The following is a 4,068-nucleotide window of genomic DNA, read 5'->3' as shown; positions in this document are numbered from 1 at the left end:
TTACCCGTGAGATGGAAAAAGCTTATGAGCAAATGTGGCAGACGTATGCTGGCGCTAGTCCAAAAGGCTTGTAGTGGCGCTTTAGCACTCAAGCACAACCACAAACCCCAGTGAAGTTTCTTTGAGCTACCCCAGACCTTCTCGAACGACCTGCTTGTAGAAAGCTTCAAGCCCTGCGATACAGGCTTTGTCATCATAAAGATACTGATGGCGCTGGTTCATGCGTTTTGCAATATCGCAGCGCCAATCGGGGTCGAGTCCTAATTTGACAGCTATTTCAATGTATTCTGCTTCATTTTGAGCGATCGTGTCGGTTACTCCCAGCATTTTGAGAAAGCTATCGGAGTGACGAGTTCGCATAAATTCTCCTGGACAGGTGACGATGGGAAGATTGCACGCGATCGCCTCTAATGTTGTATTCCCACCCGACCAGCTGAACGTATCTAGATAAACATCGGAGAGTAAGTTAATCATTAGATAATCAAAGCGCTCTGGAATGGTGCGGAATACACAATAATCCTCACTGTTGAGTCCCACCTCCGCAAAAGCACGGTTTAGGCGTGGTTTAAGTAAATGACCACGAAGAAACAGGAATTGAGATTGAGGAACACGACGAGCGATTTCAGCAAACACAAAATCATACTGCGGTAGGTATTTAAAAGGAGCTTGACAGCATAGATAAATAACCGCGTCCTCCCGCAATTGGAAATCGGCTCTGGTTTTGGTCAGGGGTGGAATGTAAGGCTTGGGATAAGAAACACCAATATTGGGTAAACGAATCAGGGTTTCTGAATAATGGTCTTGAGCCTTTTCTTCCTCCATTAACTCACTCGATAGAAAGTAATCCATTGTTGGCAAACCCGATGTAACGGGATGTCCCCAAGCAACGCATTGGATTGGCGCAAGCCGCAGCGCTGCGATTTGCAGGGTTTGCGGGTTCATACCAATTTCGGGAAATACCAGGATGTGAAGTTGATCGGCAATGATTTGTTCACAGGTAGCTTCTAAATTATGAGGAAAATGGTGGAACACATCACTGTAGTTTTGAAACTGTTGGGTAACGGGGTCTATATAATCCCCAATGTAATAACAGTAGATTTCAAAACGTTCTTTGTCACAGTATCGCAACCAGCCTGTTAACCAAAGTGTGCCACTATAAGCGTGAAAATAGTTAGAAACGTAGCCAATGCGAATTTTTTGATTATCTTTAAGCGGTGGCCTTGACGAAGGAGCGATCCAGTTAGGATAGTTAACTACCATGATTTGATGGACTAGCGTTCCATACTGACCTAACAGATCTCTGTCATTTTGATTTTGATAGGAAAGGTAAAAATTTGTGAATCTAGCAATACCGGCTAGAGCATTTTTTTGTTCTTCAGGAGTTTCTAAAGACGTCTGCTGAATTAATTCTTGCAGTCCTTGTATAAATCGCTGTCGATGAACGTAAATTTCTTCTGAAGTCTGGTAAATAATCGGTAAAATTAAGTTTTTAAGGAGTTTAAATGTATAATTATGGGGCAAAATATGGCAGGCAGTATTGGCACAGGATAGAGATTCTTGAATATAACCATTAAGCTGCAAATTGATGATAGCTGAAAAATAAAAGTTACCGACTGTGCCGTAAAGCTGGATTCCTTCTTGAAGAATGCTCGACGCGCGATCGGGGCGATTAAGTTGTCTAAAACACTCACTTAAGCACCAATAAAGCTCAGGAGTTCCCTTTTGGGCTTCTATAATTTTTTGATAGTAGTCAATTGCCTCTTGCCATTTTGCTTGCTGAAATAGTTCGTGGCTGAAGGGAAGAAGAACCTGTCCAGATTGTTTCTTGCGCAGGCTATCTATTTCATAAACTTGAAGCGTTTCTGCTTTAGCTTGTGCTATCGCCTGCTGATTTTCATTCTCTAGAAGAATTCGAGCATGGATGCGAGGCAAAAGCGCTTGCCATTGAATTTCCCCCAGCCGATGAATCAGAGAAATTTCTAATCCTTCAGTAACATCTAAATCCTCTTGCATCAGCAGATTCATTGCAGCACCGGACACAATCAAATTGGCATCCTCCTCAGAAATGGCACTCGTGTCGATGAGCAAAGTCATCTGGTTTTTATCTGGGTGAGATGCGATCCAACGAAAGACCCGTTCTAAGTCTACGATTAGCGACTCTTCTGGCTGTGACCAATTGGGAAAAATAATGAAGTTAATTTCGCTCAGATGAACCGGGAGCGAAAGCGTAAGCGAATAGTCCTTTCTCCATAATCTGCTCTCTCCCGACAAAGGGTTTCCCCTGATCGTCTCCAGAAACCGAACCGCCGTAGAAACTGGACTATAATTTTCAATTGCCCACTGGTGTCCTGCTACAGAAATGCGTTCTAAAAGTCCTGGATCGCTGGCAATGCGGTGAACGGTATCCTCGATATTATCTAGATCAATGCCGATGTAGTGCTGCCAGTTCTCCGGCATTACTGGCAAGACAGCGCCATACTTCTGTAAATCAACATGAAAGGTCACGCATCCCGCTGCCAAGGACTCCCAAAATCGCCAGCTATCCCACCATTCTAAGTAAGGAGGTTTGCTATCTCTGCCTGGAACCAGATATCCTCCAAAAGCAGCACAAGCTGCTGCCGCTTTCAATCGTTGGTAGTAATTCGGGTAATGACGCCGATCTGTTTGCTGCCACTGTAAGTAGTGATACGGGTCTGAGGGGGGTTCATCAAAATAGTCAACGGTATCGTCAACTGGCAAAATCGGCTCAAAGCGGGAACAGAACTGTTCGCCAAACAGCTTTCTCAGAGGATGCTCAACCTTTAGCTGCGTCGAGTTGATTCTAGCCATTCCTGGAGGCAGGGGAGGCTGAACATCTCCAAAATACATCAATGTGATTTTGTCTTGAGTAACACGAAAATTCGCCAGCATGTGTTTGTTTCGCTGCTGGAAATCTGGGAGATTGCAAGTTTCCCTAAGTACGCGATTAGAAAGCCCAAAAACCCATGATACAAAGTTAGTAGGATACTCCGCTTGGCTATTTAAATGGGTTCTAAAGATGAAGTCAAAATTTCGAGAAGCTGGATACCAAGCGGGCGAAATCGGTCCATCCATATCATCTAAATAGACCGTTATATAGTTGCGCCCTGGGTTAAAAAGATTTTCTGGAAGAGAATGGTGTTGGATAATCCATCCTTTTTCGACAACGACAACGGTACAATCATCCGGAGTCATGTTGGGATCATGGCGAAATAGATAGTCTTCTCTCTCAGGTGAAATCTTCCAAAAATTGACATTTGAGTAAAACGGAATTCCTAGTTGCTTGAGTCCCTCAGCCAGACAGATGCTTAAAGGCTGATAACCGCTGGGCAGGCAATAAAAAAATATTTGTCCTTCAAAGGAACATTGAGGAGGCGATGGGGCGTTGGCAAGAGCATCGTTCATCGTTCAAATTGCGCCAGTCTGGCTAAATTGTATGGTCAAGTGTGCATCTCGGACAGACTATGGAGGTCGCAGCAGGGAAGACTCACCGCTTTCACTTTAGCGATCACTTGTTCATTTTCATTCTCCAAGATAATGCGAGCCTTGAGGTGGGGCAAAAGCGCTTCCCACTGGATGTCTTCCAGATTGCTGACCAGAGAAATTTCCAGTCCTTCAGTTACATCTAGACCTTGCATGAGCAGATTCATCACGATTCCGGACAAAGCCAGATTGGCATCCTCTTCAGGAATGCCCTTGGTATCTATCAAAAGCGTCATTTTACTTCTATCCGAATGATTGGCGAGCACAGTGAGCACTCGTTCGATTGCTTTTTCCACTGAGTCTTCGGATTGAGACCAATTCGGGAAGATAATTAAATTGATATCTTTTAAGTTGAAGGGTCTAAGAGTAGCATCGATCAATACAGCACTGACGATTTTTGCCATTTTTGACCATGAAAACTTTTGCGCTTGTTGAAGTCCAGCAGCTATCAAAGATTTACGAATATCAGGCTTTTGGACTTCACAAAGAGCATTAACCATCCCATCAAAATCCTCGTCATTCACGTATATAGCAGCTTCTCCTGCTACTTCAGGAATAGATGCATTG

The 4,068-nt window shown here is 43.9% G+C and carries 1 protein-coding gene and 1 pseudogene; both read right to left on the bottom strand.

The window, feature by feature from the left end; all coding sequences use genetic code 11:
• Positions 1 to 126: 126 nt before the first annotated feature.
• Positions 127 to 3,423 (bottom strand): hypothetical protein, encoded by a 3,297-nt coding sequence (locus V6C93_RS25045; protein ID WP_333479390.1) that lies wholly within the window; start codon positions 3,421 to 3,423, stop codon positions 127 to 129.
• A gap of 35 nt (positions 3,424 to 3,458) precedes the next feature.
• Positions 3,459 to 4,068: pseudogene (locus V6C93_RS25040) on the bottom strand (hypothetical protein); the annotation flags it as partial.

It is taken from the genome of Allocoleopsis sp., from assembly GCF_036703385.1.
In the GTDB taxonomy this organism is placed as follows: domain Bacteria; phylum Cyanobacteriota; class Cyanobacteriia; order Cyanobacteriales; family Coleofasciculaceae; genus Allocoleopsis.
This window is presented reverse-complemented; position numbering and strand designations above follow the sequence as displayed.